This is a genomic window from Streptococcus sp. SG2 (assembly GCF_030439925.1).
Classification (GTDB): Bacteria; Bacillota; Bacilli; order Lactobacillales; family Streptococcaceae; genus Streptococcus; species Streptococcus gordonii.
Map to the genome: position 1 here is coordinate 246,724 of NZ_JAQFJD010000001.1, position 15,563 is coordinate 262,286.

Below are 15,563 nucleotides of genomic sequence, written 5' to 3' on the forward strand. Positions count from 1 at the left end.
ATGCAGGAATCCGCTTTGCCAACTTTGATTCTATATAAAGAAGTTCCACTGAAAAGATAGGTATTCCCATGAAAACTGAAACCGAGATGTTTGATGTGATTTTGCAAACTGCAAAAGCGCTACAGGTCTACGCTGTCGCTATGTCTGGTTCGCGGTCAAACCCAAATGCTACCAAGGATGAGTTCCAAGACTATGATGTGGTCTACATTGTGGAGGATTTGCATGCTCTGGTGGCCGACCTTGCTTGGTTGGAAAGGTTTGGCGAGCGCGTGATTGAGCAGCATGTTCTACTAGACCATCGTCGCCTCTATCTCATGCTCTTTGAAGATGGCAATCGGATAGATTTGACTCTTTGCCCCAAGGAGCATATCAAAGAGTGGGTGGATAGCGAAGCGGATTTCACGGTGCTGGATGACCCGCAGGGACTGTTTGCTCCTTACGCACCGACACCCAAGCGCTATTGGACGGCACCAGCCATCGCGACTGACTTTGACAAATCCTGCAATGAATTCTGGTGGGTGTCAGCTTATGTAGTCAAGGGCATTCATCGGAACCACTTTGTCTATGCGACGGATCATCTGTATGGAATCTGTCAGCAAGAATTGCTCAAGCTTTTAGCTTGGCAAGTAGCAGCGGATAAAGGAACTGTCGATGTTGGCAAGAACTACAAGTACCTCTTTCAGTATTTGCCTGCTGAGAAAGAGAAGGAATTTACAGCCTTGCTTGACTTTTCTGACCAGAAAGAAATCACTAAGTCTCTCTTTGCTACCATGGACTTTTTCCACAGAGAAGCCCAAGCTTTCTCTCTAAAAACCGGCTTCCACTATGGCAAAGAAACCGCCGAGAAGATGATTGAATATGCTGAGGAGAGGCTTGAAACAAATGAAACATTTACAAAATAATAAGATAACAAAATTTTTACTGATTAGTTTTCTCATTTCTTGGGGATTTGGTTGGGGATTGCTCGCTTTTCTGACGCAAATGAGCCTCTTAAGTCTAACAAGTCCACTAGGAGTTTTTCTCCATTTACTAGGAGGTTTCGGTCCAACCATTGCAGCCATTTCTTGTTTGCCTCAAAAATCCATTAAAAGCATAGTCTCTTTTATCTTAGGGGACTCAAAGAAATATATTTTGTTATTTCTTTTACTAATTTTCGTGCAGACAGGTGTCATTGCTTTCTCATCTAAGGAGCTTAATCCAGCTTTTCCACTAGGAAATTTGTTTGTTGTTTTTTTGAGTGCAGTCTGTGTTTATGGTGGCGAAGAAGAATTGGGATGGCGAGGCATCTTGCAACCAACTTTGGAAACTAGATTCTCCTTTTGGATTTCCGGTTTGATAACAGGTTGTATTTGGGCGATATGGCATCTACCTTTATGGTTTGTGATTGGAAGTTCCCAAAGTAGGATGCCTTTTATATTATTCAGTCTATTTGCAATTTATCTCAGTATTCTTCTAGCAGCTGTTTTCAAAAAGACTAAGTCGGTCCTCTTTTGCGCCATTTTTCATGGTCTAAATAATACCCTACTTAGCTTATTTGTTATTAAAATTAATCTTTTATTCATTCTAGGATTAGTAGGATTGCTCTTCTTTTCTCACTACCTACAAAGAAATAGTTAAATTTATAAAATATAGATTTACTTTACAATAAAACACTAAAAAGAGAATTATTATGTCTAACATTCAAAACATGTCCCTTGAGGACATCATGGGAGAGCGCTTTGGTCGCTACTCCAAATACATCATTCAGGAGCGGGCCTTGCCGGATATTCGAGATGGCTTGAAGCCTGTTCAGCGCCGTATTCTTTATTCCATGAACAAGGACGGCAACACCTTTGACAAGGGCTACCGCAAGTCAGCCAAGTCAGTTGGGAACATCATGGGGAATTTCCATCCCCACGGTGACAGCTCCATCTACGATGCCATGGTCCGCATGTCTCAGGACTGGAAAAACCGTGAGATTCTCGTTGAGATGCACGGTAACAACGGCTCCATGGACGGTGATCCACCGGCAGCTATGCGTTATACTGAGGCGCGGCTGTCTGAGATGGCTGGCTATCTTTTGCAGGATATCGAGAAAGATACTGTTCCTTTTGCTTGGAACTTCGACGATACCGAGAAGGAGCCGACTGTTCTGCCGGCAGCCTTTCCTAATCTTTTGGTCAATGGAGCAACTGGGATTTCCGCTGGTTATGCGACTGATATTCCACCTCATAATCTAGCTGAAGTTATTGACGCGGTTATCTATATGATCGACCATCCGTCTGCCAAGGTGGACAAACTCATGGAGTTTCTGCCTGGTCCAGACTTCCCGACAGGAGCCATTGTCCAAGGCCGTGATGAGATCAAGAAAGCCTACGAGACTGGGAAAGGTCGCGTCGTGGTGCGCTCCAGAACTGAGATTGAAAAGCTAAAGGGTGGTAAAGAGCAAATCGTCATCACCGAGATTCCTTACGAGATTAATAAAGCGGTCTTGGTCAAGAAGATTGACGATGTGCGGGTCAATAACAAGGTGGCCGGTATTGCTGAGGTACGGGACGAGTCTGACCGAGACGGCCTTCGCATTGCCATCGAGCTCAAGAAAGACGCCAATACCGAGCTGATTCTCAACTATCTTTTCAAATACACTGATTTGCAAGTTAATTACAACTTCAACATGGTGGCTATTGACAATTTCACACCTCGTTTGGTGGGGATTGTACCAATCTTGACCAGTTATATTGCCCACCGCAAGGAGATTATTCTAGCTCGTAGCCGGTTTGACAAGGCCAAGGCTGAGAAACGGCTCCATATTGTGGAAGGATTGATTCGGGTTATTTCCATCTTGGACGAGGTGATTGCCCTGATTCGTGCTTCCGAAAACAAAGCAGACGCCAAGGAAAATCTGAAAGTTAGCTATGATTTCACTGAGGAGCAGGCTGAGGCTATCGTCACTCTCCAACTCTACCGTTTGACCAATACAGACGTAGTAGTTCTTGAAGAGGAAGAAGCAGAGCTGCGCGAGAAGATTGCAATGTTGGCTGCTATTATCGGTGATGAGCGCACCATGTATAATCTTATGAAGCGAGAACTCCGTGACGTCAAGAAGAAGTTTGGAAATCCGCGTCTCAGCGAGCTGCAGGATACAGCAAACGCTATCGAGATTGATACAGCTAGTCTCATCGTTGAGGAAGAAACCTATGTCAGCGTGACACGTTCTGGTTATATCAAACGGACCAGTCCACGTTCCTTCTCAGCATCGACCCTAGAAGAAATGGGCAAACGTGATGATGACCGACTGATTTTCGTCAGCCCGGCCAAGACGACCCAGCATTTGCTAATTTTCACAAGTCTTGGAAATGTTATTTACCGGCCTGTTCATGAGCTGTCAGATATCCGCTGGAAAGAAATTGGAGAACACCTCAGCCAGACCATCAGTAATTTTGATACCAAGGAAGAAGTTATCTATACAGAATTACTGGACAGCTTTGAGGAAGGCACTTACTTTGCAGCGACCAAGCTGGGACAAATCAAGCGAGTGGAGCGCAAGGAGTTCAGTCCTTGGCGGACCTACAAGTCTAAGTCGCTCAAGTTTGCCAAGCTGAAAAATGAAGATGACCAGGTTATTGCTCTGGCGCCGATTAAGCTGGATGATGTTATGCTCGTGACCAAGAATGGCTATGCCCTTCGTTTCAATATTGAGGAAGTACCTGTTATTGGTGCTAAGGCAGCTGGGGTTAAAGCCATCAATCTTAAGAAGGACGATGTTCTAGCGGCAGCCTTTATCGCCAACACAGACTCGCTTTACATCCTGACTCAGCGCGGTTCGCTCAAGCGTATGGCAGTCGCTGATATTCCTGTTACTAGTCGTGCAAATCGTGGTCTTCAAGTTCTGAGAGAGCTTAAGACCAAGCCCCATCGTGTCTTTGCAGCTGGACCAGTCTTTTGCGAAGCAGTGGACTTTGATCTCTTCACAACAGAAGCAGAAGCCAGTGAGGAGCAGATTTTGCAGGTGCTTTCTAATAAAGGAACTGTCTATGATGTAAACCTAGCTGAGCTCGGCTTATCAGAGCGAACTAGTAACGGAAGTTTTATCTCTGATACCATTTCAGACGAAGAAGTCTTCTCAGCTTATATTAAATAATTTTCAAACCAGTTCAAACGAGCTGGTTTTTTCAAACTAAAATTTAATAACAAAATTTTCTGAAAATTGAAAATAATGCTTGAAAATTTCTTAAAAAGGTGTAAAATAAGGAGTATCTAAAAAATGAAGTTTGGAAGTAGAGGAGTAAGATTATGACTGTAAATCTCGACTGGGAAAATCTAGGATTCTCATATATGAAATTGCCTTATCGCTTTTTAGCTTATTATCGCAATGGTCAGTGGGAGGAAGGCAAACTGACAGAAGATGCGACCCTGCATATTTCTGAGTCTTCACCAAGCCTTCACTATGGTCAGCAGGCTTTTGAAGGACTTAAGGCTTATCGAACCAAGGATGGCAGTGTCCAGCTCTTCCGTCCAGATGAGAATGCTAAGCGCCTGCAACGCACTTGCGATCGTCTCTTGATGCCACAAGTCTCAACTGAAATGTTTGTGGAAGCTTGTAAGGCTGTTGTCCGTGCAAATGAAGAATATGTACCTCCATATGGAACAGGAGGAACTCTCTACCTTCGTCCACTTTTGATTGGTATCGGAGATATCATCGGGGTAAAACCAGCAGAGGAGTATATTTTTACGATTTTTGCTATGCCAGTCGGAAACTACTTCAAGGGTGGTTTGGTTCCAACCAATTTCTTGATCCAAGACGAATATGACCGAGCGGCTCCACATGGTACAGGTGCTGCTAAGGTAGGTGGTAACTATGCAGCCAGTCTCCTACCAGGTAAGATAGCTAAGTCTCGTAATTTTTCAGATGTCATCTACCTTGATCCATCAACTCATACCAAGATTGAAGAAGTCGGCTCAGCAAACTTCTTTGGAATCACAGCTAATAATGAGTTTGTAACACCACTGAGCCCATCAATCTTACCATCTATTACTAAGTACTCGTTGCTTTACTTGGCAGAACACCGCTTGGGCTTGACTCCGATCGAAGGTGATGTTCGGATTGATGATTTGGATCGCTTTATTGAAGCCGGAGCTTGTGGTACAGCGGCAGTTATCTCACCAATCGGAGGTATCCAGCATGGTGATGATTTCCATGTGTTCTATAGTGAGACGGAAGTCGGTCCAGTCACCCGTAAGCTTTATGACGAATTAACAGGTATCCAATTTGGTGATGTTGAAGCGCCAGAAGGTTGGATCTACAAAGTTGATTGATAGGAAGAGCCTAAAAGGCTCTTTTCTTCTTATTTGCAGGAAATCACTTGCCAGGTTTTTGCTTTTTGTGTAAAATAGTATTTTGAAAGAGGTAAGAAATGAGTAAAAAAGATAAAAAGATTGAAATTCAAATTAATGATAGTAAGGTCAAAGTAGGAGCAGATTTATTTGATGGCTATTCACTCGTTATTGGTAAAAAAGTAATTGGCGAGATTGCAGAATTAGACGGCCAGTATGCTATAATTAAAAACGGCAATGCGGATGCTTTCTATAAAAAACTTGAAAAGGCTGTAGAAAATTTAATAGAAACCTATAATTTAGGCAAATAAGGTGTTGATTTTCCATTATTTTCGTGTTATAATAGATGACGTTGATTGTATACGGAGAGATAGCGAAGAGGCTAAACGCGGCGGACTGTAAATCCGCTCCTTCGGGTTCGGGGGTTCGAATCCCTCTCTCTCCATTAGCGTTCATTTTGACGATGATAAAGTGACTATTGTCAGCGCTCTTTTTGGGGTATAGCCAAGCGGTAAGGCAAGGGACTTTGACTCCCTCATGCGTTGGTTCGAATCCAGCTACCCCAGTTCTTAGGTGATATATCAGATGAGGGGTTAAAATATCTTAGGGTATTTTATTTCTTTATAAAAGGTATAAAAACGGTAAAGATAAATTAACATGTCGTTGCGGGCGCTTAGGAAAATAAAATGGATGTCAAGTGAAAACTTGATTGTTGGAGGATTTTTTAGATGAATGAATTTGAAGATTTGCTAAACAGTGTTAGCCAAGTCGAGCCAGGTGATGTTGTTACTGCTGAAGTATTGACAGTTGATGCAAACCAAGCTAATGTTGCAATTTCTGGAACTGGTGTTGAAGGAGTGTTAACTCTTCGTGAGTTGACTAATGATCGTGATGCTGACATTAACGACCTTGTAAAAACAGGCGAAACACTTGAATTGCTCGTTCTTCGTCAAGTAGTGGGTAAAGATACAGATACAGTTACTTACCTAGTATCTAAAAAACGTTTAGAAGCTCGCAAAGCATGGGACAAATTGGTTGGCCGTGAAGAAGAAGTTGTTACCGTTAAAGGCACTCGTGCAGTTAAGGGTGGACTTTCTGTTGAGTTTGAAGGACTTCGTGGTTTCATTCCTGCTTCAATGCTTGACACTCGTTTTGTACGTAATACAGAACGTTTTGTAGGTCAAGAATTTGATGCTAAGATTAAAGAAGTTGATCCAAAAGAAAACCGCTTCATCCTTTCACGTCGTGAAGTTGTTGAAGCTGAAGCTGCTGCAGCTCGTGCCGAAGTATTTGGTAAATTAAATGTTGGTGATGTTGTAACTGGTAAAGTTGCTCGTATCACTAGCTTTGGTGCTTTCATTGATCTTGGTGGTGTTGATGGTTTGGTTCACTTGACTGAGTTGTCACATGAGCGTAACGTATCACCTAAATCTGTTGTAACAGTTGGTGAAGAAATTGAAGTGAAGGTCCTTGACTTAAACGAAGAAGAAGGCCGTGTATCACTTTCACTTAAAGCTACGACACCTGGACCATGGGATGGTGTTGAACAAAAACTTGCTGCTGGTGATGTAATTGAAGGTACTGTTAAACGCTTGACTGACTTTGGTGCTTTTGTTGAAGTATTGCCAGGTATTGATGGTTTGGTTCACATCTCACAAATTTCTCACAAACGTGTTGAAAATCCTAAAGATGTCTTGTCAGTTGGCCAAGAAGTAACTGTTAAAGTTCTTGAAGTTAACCCAGCTAATGAGCGTGTATCACTTTCTATCAAGGCTCTTGAAGAACGTCCTGCACAAGAAGAAGGACAAGAGAAAGAAGAAAAACGCCAATCACGTCCACGTCGTCCTAAACGTCAAGAAAAACGTGACTTTGAACTTCCAGAAACTCAAACTGGATTTTCAATGGCTGACTTGTTCGGTGATATCGAATTATAAGATAATTTAGAAGTTGAGTTTTCTCAACTTCTTTTTCTTTTTTGACTTGTATTTTTAGTGAAAATTAGTTATAATAAATAAGTTGCCACCCTTAGTGTAATGGATATCACGTAAGATTCCGGTTCTTGAGATGGGAGTTCGATTCTCTCAGGGTGGATGACTTAAAATTAGACTCTTCGGAGTCTTTTTTCGTTTCGGTAGAGAATATCATGATACAGAAATTAATAGCTTTTATTGTAGTTTAAAAAGATGAGAAGTATTTGCTTATCAAACGCTCTAAGATAAAGCGAGGCCTTCCTAATGTCTTTCCATCTTATTGGGATATTCCAGGCGGAAGTGTAGAAGAGAATGAACTGCCTAGAGAGGCTGCTCTACGTGAGGCTATGGAGGAGGTTAATCAAAACCTTCGGATTAATTAGATTATCCACGAAGATAGTCAGTTTGATGTTAGCAAAGATACTGTCTTTACACGTCTAGTTTATGCTGGCGAGATTTTGGAAGTGCGTGATATTATATTTGATCCAGAAGAGCATACAGATTTTGTCTGCTTTTCTTCTTTGGAAGACATGGTAGGAGAGTTCATTGTACCTTATTTGCTTAAATATACAATGCAAAAAAAATCCCCTTTTGACAAGGGAATTTTTTTGATTAGTTTTTAGATGCTGCTTGGAATTCAGGGTTTTTCCATGCTTCATCAATGATAGCTTGCAATTCTTTAGCAGAAGCTTGCATTTTTTGAGTTTCAGCGTCGTTCAATGGGATGTTTACTGGACGAACGATACCGTGTGCACCAACAACAGCTGGTTGACCGATAAAGACGTTTTTAACACCGTATTGACCTTCTTGGAAGACTGAGAGTGGAAGTACTGCATTTTCGTCATCAAGGATTGCTTTTGTGATACGAGCAAGCGCTACAGCGATACCGTAGTATGTAGCTCCTTTTTTGTTGATGATTGTGTAGGCAGCGTCACGAACACCTTCGAACAACTCAATCAATTCAGCTTCTTGAACGTTTTGAGTATCTTTAAGGAATTCTTCAAGGTTTACACCAGCGATGTTAGCGTGTGACCAAACCGCAAATTCAGAATCTCCGTGTTCACCCATGATGTAGGCGTGAACTGAACGAGCATCAACATCCAATTTTTCAGCAAGTGCTTGACGGAAACGTGCTGAGTCAAGTGAAGTACCTGAACCGATAACACGTTCTTTAGGGAATCCAGAGAATTTCCAAGTTGAGTAAGTCAAAACGTCAACTGGGTTAGCTGCAACAAGGAAGATACCATCGAACCCTGATTCAACAACTTGTGTTACGATTGATTTGTTGATAGCCAAGTTTTTACCTACAAGGTCAAGGCGAGTTTCACCTGGTTTTTGAGGAGCACCTGCAGTGATAACAACAAGGTCAGCGTCTGCACAGTCAGAGTATTGAGCAGCGTAGATTTTTTTAGGTGAAGTGAAGGCAAGGGCGTGGCTAAGGTCAAGCGCATCACCAACAGCTTTTTCGTGTAATTGTGGAATTTCGATAATTCCAAGCTCTTGTGCAATTCCTTGGTTAACAAGTGCGAAAGCGTAAGATGAACCTACGGCACCGTCACCAACAAGGATCACTTTTTTGTGTTGTTTAGTTGAAGTCATTATCTAAACATCTCCTTTTATTTTTTTACGGGTTTGTCCCAAACAAGTCTATTCTATCACTTTTAACATGCTTTGTCACGGCAGATGGTCATCTTTAAAAGATGTAAACGTTTTTAGGATCAAGGCTATTTACTGAAAAAATGTTTAAAATATGATATAATAGTACAGTTATATAAAGTGAAAAGAGGCATTTTTTTAATGCAAGATAAGAATTTAGTAAATGTCAATCTAACGAGTGAAATGAAGACAAGTTTCATTGACTATGCTATGAGTGTTATCGTTTCTCGTGCACTTCCAGATGTTCGTGATGGATTAAAACCGGTTCATCGTCGGATTCTTTATGGAATGAATGAGCTGGGAGTTACTCCTGATAAACCACATAAAAAATCAGCCCGTATTACAGGTGATGTTATGGGTAAATACCATCCGCATGGTGACTCATCAATTTATGAAGCTATGGTTCGGATGGCGCAATGGTGGAGCTATCGCTACATGCTTGTTGATGGCCATGGGAACTTTGGTTCCATGGACGGAGATGGAGCTGCTGCTCAGCGTTATACAGAGGCACGTATGAGCAAAATTGCTCTTGAGATGCTTCGTGATATCAACAAGAATACTGTTGACTTTATCGATAACTATGATGCTAATGAGCGAGAACCAATAGTCCTTCCTGCACGTTTTCCAAATCTTTTGGTCAATGGCGCAACTGGTATTGCTGTTGGTATGGCGACTAATATTCCGCCTCATAATTTAGCGGAGTCTATTGATGCAGTTAAGCTAGTCATGGATAATCCTGAAGCAACAACCCGTGATATTATGGAAGTTTTGCCTGGGCCTGATTTTCCAACTGGCGCTCTAGTTATGGGCAAATCAGGTATTCACCGTGCTTATGAAACGGGGAAAGGCTCGATCGTTTTACGTTCTCGGACTGAAATCGAAGAAATGAAAAATGGTCGCGAGCGGATTGTCGTAACTGAGTTTCCTTATATGGTTAATAAGACTAAGGTTCATGAACACATTGTTCGCTTAGTACAGGAAAAACGCATCGATGGTATTACAGCTGTCCGTGATGAGTCTAATCGTGAGGGTGTCCGTTTTGTCATTGAGGTTCGTCGGGATGCGTCTGCTCATGTCATTCTAAATAATCTCTTTAAATTGACACAAATGCAGACCAATTTCAGCTTTAATATGTTAGCGATTCAGGGTGGTGTTCCTAAAATACTCTCTCTCCGTGAGATCCTTTTAGCTTATATCGAGCACCAAAAAGAAGTTGTGACTCGTCGAACAGCCTTTGATAAAGATAAGGCCGAGGCGCGCGCTCATATTTTAGCAGGTTTACTAATTGCTCTTGACCACATCGATGAAGTTATTCGTATCATTCGTAACAGCGAGACAGACGCTGAAGCACAGGCTGAATTAATGGCTAAGTTTGAATTGTCTGAACGTCAAAGTCAGGCTATTCTCGATATGCGCTTGCGTCGTTTGACTGGTTTGGAACGCGATAAAATTCAGTCAGAATATGATGAATTGATTGCTCTAATAGCTGATTTGGCGGATATCTTAGCTAAACCTGAAAGAGTTCTTACAATTATTAGAGAAGAATTGGATGAAGTTAAGCGGAAATTTGCTGATGAACGTCGTACAGAGCTTATGGTAGGAGAGGTTCTCTCTCTAGAAGATGAAGATCTGATTGAAGAAGCGGATGTTTTGATCACCTTGTCAAATAAAGGCTACATCAAACGTTTAAACCAAGATGAGTTTACAGCTCAGAAGCGTGGTGGCCGCGGTGTTCAAGGAACTGGTGTTAAAGACGATGATTTCGTCAAGGAACTTGTTTCGACTAGTACTCATGATCGTCTACTCTTCTTCACTAATAAGGGACGAGTTTATCGTCTGAAAGGATATGAGATACCTGAATATGGCCGGACTGCAAAAGGTTTACCAATTGTGAATCTCCTGAAATTGGATGAAGGAGAAACAATTCAAACTATTATCAATGTGGAACAGGATCATAGCCAAGACTCTTATCTCTTCTTTACGACTCGTCTAGGGGTAGTCAAGCGTACTAGCGTAGCTGATTTTGCTAATATTCGTCAGAATGGACTCAAGGCTTTGAATTTGAAGGATGAAGACGAGCTGATTAATGTTTTCCTAACTGATGGAGCTGCTGATGTTATTATCGGAACAAAATTTGGTTATTCTGTTCGCTTCAATGAGACAGCTGTTCGTAACATGAGTCGTATTGCAACTGGTGTACGTGGTGTTAACCTAAGAGACGGTGACCAGGTTGTTGGAGCAGGTGTTGTGTCTGACAACGATGAAGTTCTTGTTATTACTGAGAAGGGTTATGGTAAGCGAACTCTTGCTAGTGAATATCCGACAAAAGGCCGTGGTGGTAAAGGGATTAAAACAGCTAATATTACAGAGAAAAATGGTCCTTTAGCTGGTTTAATGACGGTCAATGGTCAAGAAGATCTGATGATCATAACCAATACTGGTGTGATTATTCGGACAAGTGTTGCAAATATTTCACAAACTGGTCGCTCTACAATGGGTGTTAAGGTTATGCGTCTTGATCAGAATGCTCAGATTGTTACCTTTACAACTGTAGAAGCAGATGATAAAGAAGAGTTGCAAGACGAGAAGGAGTAAAATATGGCTAGAGGATCACGAAGAGCCAAGAAGAAACGTAGTAGACGTAATATTATATTAAATATTCTTTCGGTTATCTTACTGTTAGTTGCACTTGCCCTAATTTTTAATTCTTCAATTAGAAATATGATTATGGTTTGGCATACAAACAAGTACCAGGTTTCTAAAGTATCCAAGAAAGAAATTGAGAAGAATAAAGCAAGTAAAGGTAGTTTCAATTTTGAAAAGGTTGAGCCTCTATCGACTGAAGCAGTTTTAAATGCTCAATGGAAAGCGCAACAACTTCCTGTTATCGGTGGGATTGCGATTCCTGAACTATCCCTTAATTTACCAATTTTTAATGGACTGGAGAATGCAGGTCTTTATTATGGCGCTGGTACTATGAAAGAAACTCAGCAAATGGGAAAAGGAAACTATGCTTTAGCTAGCCACCATGTTTTCGGGATTACGGGAGCCAATGAAATGCTCTTCTCCCCTCTTGATCGAGCAAAAGCTGGTATGAAGATTTATCTGACAGATAAAGATAAAGTTTATACTTATTCAATAACTAGTGTTGAAAACGTGGAACCTGAAAGGGTAGATGTGGTTGATGATGCAGCTGATGGTACAGCAGAGGTTACTTTGGTAACCTGTGAAGATGCTGCGGCAACTTCTCGTACAATTGTTAAGGGTGTTTTAGAAAGTGAAACTCCATACAAAGAAACACCGAAGAAGATTTTGAACTACTTCAATAAATCATACAATCAAATGCAACTATAAATCTTATAATAAAAAAGAAGGAAGCATAAGTTTAATGCTTTCCTTTTTTCTTTTGCGAATAAATAGATTGTAAGGAGGTTTTTATGTACAGTATATCATTTCAAGAGGAATCATTATTACCACGGGAACGATTAGTAAGACTAGGAGCAGAGCAGTTAAGCAATCAGGAATTGCTGTCTATTCTCATTCGTACAGGAAATAAAAAAGAGAATGTATTCCAAATAGCTAGTAGAATTTTAGCATCAGTATCAAGTCTGACTGAACTGCGTCACATGACTCTATCTGAACTACAGGGGATATCTGGTATAGGGCAAGTAAAGGCGATTGAGCTACAGGCCATGATTGAGTTGGGTAGTCGTATTTCAAAAGCGGAGAATTTTGAAGGAGAACGTATACTGAGTAGTCAAAAACTTGCTAAGAAAATGCAACAGGAATTAAGTCATAAAAAACAGGAGCATTTGGTTGCACTTTATTTAAACACTCAAAATCAGATTATTCATCAACAGACAATTTTCATTGGAAGTCTGACTCGGAGTTTAGCAGAACCTAGGGAGATTCTTCATTATGCGATTAAGCATATGGCGACATCAATTATCTTGGTCCATAATCATCCTTCAGGCGCGACTAGGCCAAGTAGGGATGATGATCAGGTGACTGAGAAAATAAAAGAAGCCTGCGAAATGATGGGCTTCGTTTTATTGGATCATTTAATTGTGGGAGGGGATAGCTATTATAGTTATCGAGAGGAAACAGACCTCATTTAAGGACGGTTAGCTATAGTGCTTAATCATGCTCTTTTTTCATAAAGTAGAGAAGAGTTTGCAGTTCGCTTGTCAAATCGACGTACTGAACCACAATTTCTTTTGGCAGGTGAAGATGTACAGGTGAAAAACTCATAATCCCTTTTATTCCAGCCTCTACAAGAATATTGGCTACTTCCTGGGCTTTTACACTTGGAACAGTTAAAATTGCTGTCTTGATGTCAGCGTCCTTGATTTTCTCTTTGATTTGAGAAATTCCATAAATTGGAATGCCGTCAGGAGTTTTTGTTCCAACTTCTTTATGGCTATCAACGTCAAAAGCCATGACAATTTTCATCTTATTTCTTTCGTGGAAGCGGTAGTGGAGAAGAGCGTGCCCCATATTACCAACGCCTACAAGCATGACATTGGTGATTGAGTTATCATTAAGTAGATCAGCAAAAAAATTCATTAATTTTTTAACATCGTAGCCAAAACCTCTGCGTCCAAGTTCACCAAAATAAGAAAAATCTCTTCGAACAGTAGCAGAGTCAATACCAATTGCTTCAGCAATTTGTTTGGAACTGGCTTTTTCTATTTTTTCTGCATTAAAACGTTTAAAAATACGGTAGTAGAGGGATAAACGCTTGGCAGTTGCACGAGGAATACTTGAATTTTTTTCAGTTTTCACAAAATCACGTCCTTTCATTTCTATTTTATAGAAAGTTTGTGAAAAAATCAACTATTTTAAAATAATCAAAGAAAGTAAAAATAAAAAAGAAAACTAAAATCCTTAGTTTTCTTTTTTATTTTCGTATGCTGACAAATCAAACTGTGACATGGTTCGATAGAGATTGCCTATTTTTCCTTTGTAGGGAAGTTCCTTACCGTTATAAGTCAAAGAGAGGACCTTTAAGTTATCCGGAATAGTGACACATCCTGAAAAAGCTAGCATGAATTCATCAAAATCAAGATAACGAACGATTCGTTCGACCTTATAAGAATCTAAGTATTTAAGTTCAATCATGTATATTCTCTGCTATTCTTGAATGAATGTTGGATTATTGTTCTGTCTTTGTAAAAATCTCTCTCTCAACTAAACTATCCATCAAAAAGTAGAATTTCTGCTGAATAATCTTTTGATCTTCTGATTTAAAAATATTAACTAAGCGAAGACCAGATTTATCTGTGATATTAATTTTAAAGCCTGACAGGTCTTTATTGAAAATAATCTTCAACAAAAATCCTTGACCACTATTTGGAATTTCTTCTAAGAGGCGAGTTAGCTCAAAGTTTCCTACTTTTGTTTCGGCAAAGGTATTGTCTTTTAATGTAAATTTTTTAACATTTGGATTTACTTCATAACTGTATAAACAATCTTTTAATGCTACTGACTTTTCAAAGGCCATATGTTTCTCCTAAAATTTCTTTTAATTTTTTTGTTAAAATTTGTACTTCTTGAACAGTATTTTGATCAGAAAAACTGATTCTGAAGGATTCTTTTAATCGGGGGGATGTCTCACCATAAAAAGCCGACAAAACGTGGCTTGGCTCAATCGCTCCAGCAGTACATGCTGATCCTGTGGAGACAGAAATTCCTGCCATATCTAACTTCATCAGCAGGATATCGTTTGCCTGGCCGGGAAATCCCATGTTAACCACATGAGGTAAATGAGGCTCCTGTTCATTTAGATAATAGTCGGTAGTACCAAGTCCTTGCAAAAGTTCATATCGAAGCTCTTGAATATGACTGAAGTTTTCGGCTATATGTTCAATGTTATTTTCCAGTGCTGTGGCCATTCCCGCAATGGAAATGATGTTTTCCGTACCAGCTCTTTTTTTATCTTCCTGACTTCCACCGTGAAGTAGATTATCAAAGTGGAAATCTTTTGCATATAAGAAGCCAGTTCCCTTAGGTCCGTGAAATTTATGGGCAGAAGCGCTTAAAAAATCAATTCCTAACTCTTCTGGATAGATTGGAATCTTTCCCATAGCTTGAACCGCATCTACATGAAATTTAGCTGGATGATCTTTTAAAACTTCTCCAATTTCCTTAATAGGTAGTAGATAACCTGTCTCATTATTAGCAAACATTGTAGAGACGAGAATGGTGTCAGGACGGAGTGCTCCCTTGATATCTTTTACTCGTATCTTTCCGTCGACTGGTTGGATAAAAGAAATCTCAAATCCGTATTTCTCGGCTAAGTGTTGCAAGGGTTCTAAAACAGAATGATGCTCAATTGCTGTCGTAATAATATGTTTGCCTAGATCTTGGTTCTTGAGAGCGTAGCCTTTTAGTATGGTATTATTGCTTTCGGTAGCACCAGAAGTGAACAGAATATTTTTGGCATTAGTTCGCAATACCTGAGCAATAGTCTGCCTGGCTTGTCTGAGAATCTTACTAGCCTCTCGTCCATGTTGATGAGTGCTAGATGGATTTCCATAGACCTGTCCCATTAAATCAGTCATCTTTTGGATAGTTATAGACGAAAGAGGGGTCGTGGCTGCATTGTCAAAATAAATCATTTTC

Annotated in this window: 14 protein-coding genes, 3 tRNA genes and 1 pseudogene; 13 read left to right on the forward strand and 5 right to left on the reverse strand. The window is 40.4% G+C overall.

Annotated features, from left to right (window positions below; genetic code table 11):
- The first annotated feature begins 68 nt into the window (after positions 1-68).
- The 10 genes and pseudogenes from PCY09_RS01205 (at position 69) to PCY09_RS01250 (ending at position 7,906) form a co-directional block, all read left to right on the forward strand.
- On the forward strand, positions 69-902 hold the full coding sequence (locus tag PCY09_RS01205) for an aminoglycoside 6-adenylyltransferase (protein ID WP_060970352.1): 834 nt from the start codon (positions 69-71) through the stop codon (positions 900-902).
- Complete coding sequence (locus PCY09_RS01210; protein ID WP_060970351.1) at positions 883-1,617, forward strand: CPBP family intramembrane glutamic endopeptidase; 735 nt, start codon at positions 883-885, stop codon at positions 1,615-1,617. The genes PCY09_RS01205 and PCY09_RS01210 overlap by 20 nt, the downstream gene beginning before the upstream one ends.
- A 52-nt stretch (positions 1,618-1,669) precedes the next feature.
- Positions 1,670-4,120, forward strand: a complete 2,451-nt coding sequence (gene parC / locus PCY09_RS01215) for a DNA topoisomerase IV subunit A (protein WP_061602015.1) — start codon at positions 1,670-1,672, stop codon at positions 4,118-4,120.
- Between the two features lie 152 nt (positions 4,121-4,272).
- Positions 4,273-5,295, forward strand: coding sequence for a branched-chain amino acid aminotransferase (locus PCY09_RS01220; RefSeq protein WP_060970349.1), 1,023 nt, complete (start codon positions 4,273-4,275; stop codon positions 5,293-5,295).
- 98 nt (positions 5,296-5,393) lie between these two features.
- Entirely contained in the window at positions 5,394-5,624 is a 231-nt protein-coding gene (locus PCY09_RS01225) for a DUF2969 domain-containing protein (RefSeq protein WP_008809182.1), read from the forward strand.
- Positions 5,625-5,677: 53 nt separating this feature from the next.
- A tRNA-Tyr gene (locus PCY09_RS01230) sits at positions 5,678-5,758 on the forward strand.
- A 49-nt stretch (positions 5,759-5,807) separates the two neighbouring features.
- Positions 5,808-5,879 (forward strand) — tRNA-Gln (locus PCY09_RS01235).
- A 162-nt stretch (positions 5,880-6,041) separates the two neighbouring features.
- Positions 6,042-7,247 carry a 30S ribosomal protein S1 gene (rpsA, locus tag PCY09_RS01240; RefSeq protein WP_008809181.1) on the forward strand — a complete coding sequence of 402 codons (1,206 nt, stop codon included), beginning with the start codon at positions 6,042-6,044 and terminating at the stop codon, positions 7,245-7,247.
- A gap of 85 nt (positions 7,248-7,332) precedes the next feature.
- A tRNA-Arg gene (locus PCY09_RS01245) sits at positions 7,333-7,404 on the forward strand.
- 103 nt (positions 7,405-7,507) lie between these two features.
- Positions 7,508-7,906 (forward strand): annotated as a pseudogene (locus PCY09_RS01250) (NUDIX hydrolase).
- On the opposite strand, the gene PCY09_RS01255 reads toward PCY09_RS01250, so the two are convergent.
- Complete coding sequence (locus PCY09_RS01255) at positions 7,896-8,882, reverse strand: L-lactate dehydrogenase (RefSeq protein WP_000204722.1); 987 nt, start codon at positions 8,880-8,882, stop codon at positions 7,896-7,898. The pseudogene PCY09_RS01250 and the gene PCY09_RS01255 sit on opposite strands and share 11 nt — an antisense overlap.
- A 198-nt stretch (positions 8,883-9,080) precedes the next feature.
- On the opposite strand from PCY09_RS01255, the gene gyrA reads away from it, so the two are divergent.
- The 3 genes from gyrA to radC all read left to right on the forward strand — a co-directional run bounded on the left by gyrA (position 9,081) and on the right by radC (position 13,057).
- Positions 9,081-11,534 carry a DNA gyrase subunit A gene (gene gyrA, locus PCY09_RS01260; RefSeq protein WP_046165514.1) on the forward strand — a complete coding sequence of 818 codons (2,454 nt, stop codon included), beginning with the start codon at positions 9,081-9,083 and terminating at the stop codon, positions 11,532-11,534.
- Between the two features lie 3 nt (positions 11,535-11,537).
- A complete protein-coding gene (locus PCY09_RS01265; protein WP_008809177.1) occupies positions 11,538-12,293 on the forward strand; it encodes a class A sortase in 756 nt (251 codons plus the stop codon).
- Positions 12,294-12,376: 83 nt separating this feature from the next.
- On the forward strand, positions 12,377-13,057 hold the full coding sequence (radC, locus tag PCY09_RS01270; RefSeq protein WP_008809176.1) for a DNA repair protein RadC: 681 nt from the start codon (positions 12,377-12,379) through the stop codon (positions 13,055-13,057).
- Between the two features lie 19 nt (positions 13,058-13,076).
- Here the strand turns inward: radC and PCY09_RS01275 are convergent, their stop codons facing one another.
- From PCY09_RS01275 to PCY09_RS01290, 4 genes are all read right to left on the reverse strand, one after another.
- Entirely contained in the window at positions 13,077-13,724 is a 648-nt protein-coding gene (locus PCY09_RS01275; RefSeq protein ID WP_008809175.1) for a redox-sensing transcriptional repressor Rex, read from the reverse strand.
- 102 nt (positions 13,725-13,826) lie between these two features.
- Positions 13,827-14,060, reverse strand: coding sequence for a DUF4649 family protein (locus PCY09_RS01280; protein WP_060970993.1), 234 nt, complete (start codon positions 14,058-14,060; stop codon positions 13,827-13,829).
- A gap of 34 nt (positions 14,061-14,094) precedes the next feature.
- Entirely contained in the window at positions 14,095-14,442 is a 348-nt protein-coding gene (locus tag PCY09_RS01285; RefSeq protein ID WP_046165517.1) for a DUF1831 domain-containing protein, read from the reverse strand.
- The gene (locus PCY09_RS01290) at positions 14,432-15,559 is read right to left on the reverse strand and encodes a cysteine desulfurase family protein (RefSeq protein WP_048775810.1); all 1,128 of its coding nucleotides are present in this window, start codon (positions 15,557-15,559) and stop codon (positions 14,432-14,434) included. Before PCY09_RS01290 ends, PCY09_RS01285 begins: the two co-directional genes overlap by 11 nt.
- Positions 15,560-15,563: the final 4 nt, after the last annotated feature.

Bases quoted from the DNA above. Each gene is read 5' to 3' on its own strand.
- PCY09_RS01205 (WP_060970352.1), top strand. From the start codon at position 69: ATGAAAACTGAAACCGAGATGTTTGATGTGATTTTGCAAACTGCAAAA.
- PCY09_RS01210 (WP_060970351.1), top strand. From the start codon at position 883: ATGAAACATTTACAAAATAATAAGATAACAAAATTTTTACTGATTAGT.
- parC (WP_061602015.1), top strand. From the start codon at position 1,670: ATGTCTAACATTCAAAACATGTCCCTTGAGGACATCATGGGAGAGCGC.
- PCY09_RS01220 (WP_060970349.1), top strand. From the start codon at position 4,273: ATGACTGTAAATCTCGACTGGGAAAATCTAGGATTCTCATATATGAAA.
- PCY09_RS01225 (WP_008809182.1), top strand. From the start codon at position 5,394: ATGAGTAAAAAAGATAAAAAGATTGAAATTCAAATTAATGATAGTAAG.
- rpsA (WP_008809181.1), top strand. From the start codon at position 6,042: ATGAATGAATTTGAAGATTTGCTAAACAGTGTTAGCCAAGTCGAGCCA.
- PCY09_RS01255 (WP_000204722.1), bottom strand. From the start codon at position 8,882: ATGACTTCAACTAAACAACACAAAAAAGTGATCCTTGTTGGTGACGGT.
- gyrA (WP_046165514.1), top strand. From the start codon at position 9,081: ATGCAAGATAAGAATTTAGTAAATGTCAATCTAACGAGTGAAATGAAG.
- PCY09_RS01265 (WP_008809177.1), top strand. From the start codon at position 11,538: ATGGCTAGAGGATCACGAAGAGCCAAGAAGAAACGTAGTAGACGTAAT.
- radC (WP_008809176.1), top strand. From the start codon at position 12,377: ATGTACAGTATATCATTTCAAGAGGAATCATTATTACCACGGGAACGA.
- PCY09_RS01280 (WP_060970993.1), bottom strand. From the start codon at position 14,060: ATGATTGAACTTAAATACTTAGATTCTTATAAGGTCGAACGAATCGTT.
- PCY09_RS01285 (WP_046165517.1), bottom strand. From the start codon at position 14,442: ATGGCCTTTGAAAAGTCAGTAGCATTAAAAGATTGTTTATACAGTTAT.
- PCY09_RS01290 (WP_048775810.1), bottom strand. From the start codon at position 15,559: ATGATTTATTTTGACAATGCAGCCACGACCCCTCTTTCGTCTATAACT.